General features: G+C 51.1%; 1 protein-coding gene. It reads left to right on the top strand.

Annotated features, from left to right (window positions below):
- Window position 1: 1 nt before the first annotated feature.
- Window positions 2-759 (top strand): transposase (locus tag H9625_RS17425; protein ID WP_317173137.1); only part of this gene is annotated, 758 nt, incomplete at its 3' end.

Below are 759 nucleotides of genomic sequence, written 5' to 3'. Positions count from 1 at the left end.
AATCAGCGCATTTTTTAGAAAAAATGACGCACATAAAGCGATGTATTCCATACTGGACGTTATCAAATGGTTAAGAATGAATGAATCCACCTTGTTCGGCATGAAGAGCAAGTGCAACAATGTGTATCCGTTGTTGCAGGTGTTCCAGGCTTTGCTGTTGTACCCGTGTTTCATGGTCCGTAACCCTTATCGTTTCACCGGGTCTTCCTTAAGCGGCTTACTGGGATGCAAGAAAGACGTGTTCTACCGCTTCATGAGTAATCCCAAGATAAACTGGCGGAAGTCCGTCTATCACCTCACCCTCCAGCTTTGGTCGAAGATCAGACTCCGTTCCGGGCGCAAGGAAGGCACGGTCTGCCTGATAGTCGATGACACGGACTATCCCAAGACGGGACGGCGCATGGAGAACATCGGCAGGGTGTTTTCCCATGTCCATCACAGGTGCATCCTCGGTTTCAAGGCTTTGTTCCTTGCCGTTACGGACGGGACAACCCAAATGCTTCTGGATTTTGCACTGCTGGGTGAAAAAGGAAAGGATGGAAAGTTCGGGATGTCCGATGAAGAGCTCGCAAGACGTTTCACCAAAGGACGTGACAGCGGCGACGCCTTGCAGGAGCGTATCGGTGAATACACGGCAAAGAAAACCGACCTGATGATTGCCATGATAAGACGCGCCATCCGCAAAGGGGTCAGGTTCAGGTATGTGCTGGCAGACAGCTGGTTCGCCTGCAAGGATGTCATCCGGTTCATCCGCTCCCG

This window comes from Phocaeicola intestinalis, from assembly GCF_014837065.1.
Taxonomy (GTDB): domain Bacteria; phylum Bacteroidota; class Bacteroidia; order Bacteroidales; family Bacteroidaceae; genus Phocaeicola; species Phocaeicola intestinalis.
The sequence above is the reverse complement of the archived record's forward strand: the minus strand, read 5'-3'. Positions and strand labels throughout refer to the sequence as shown.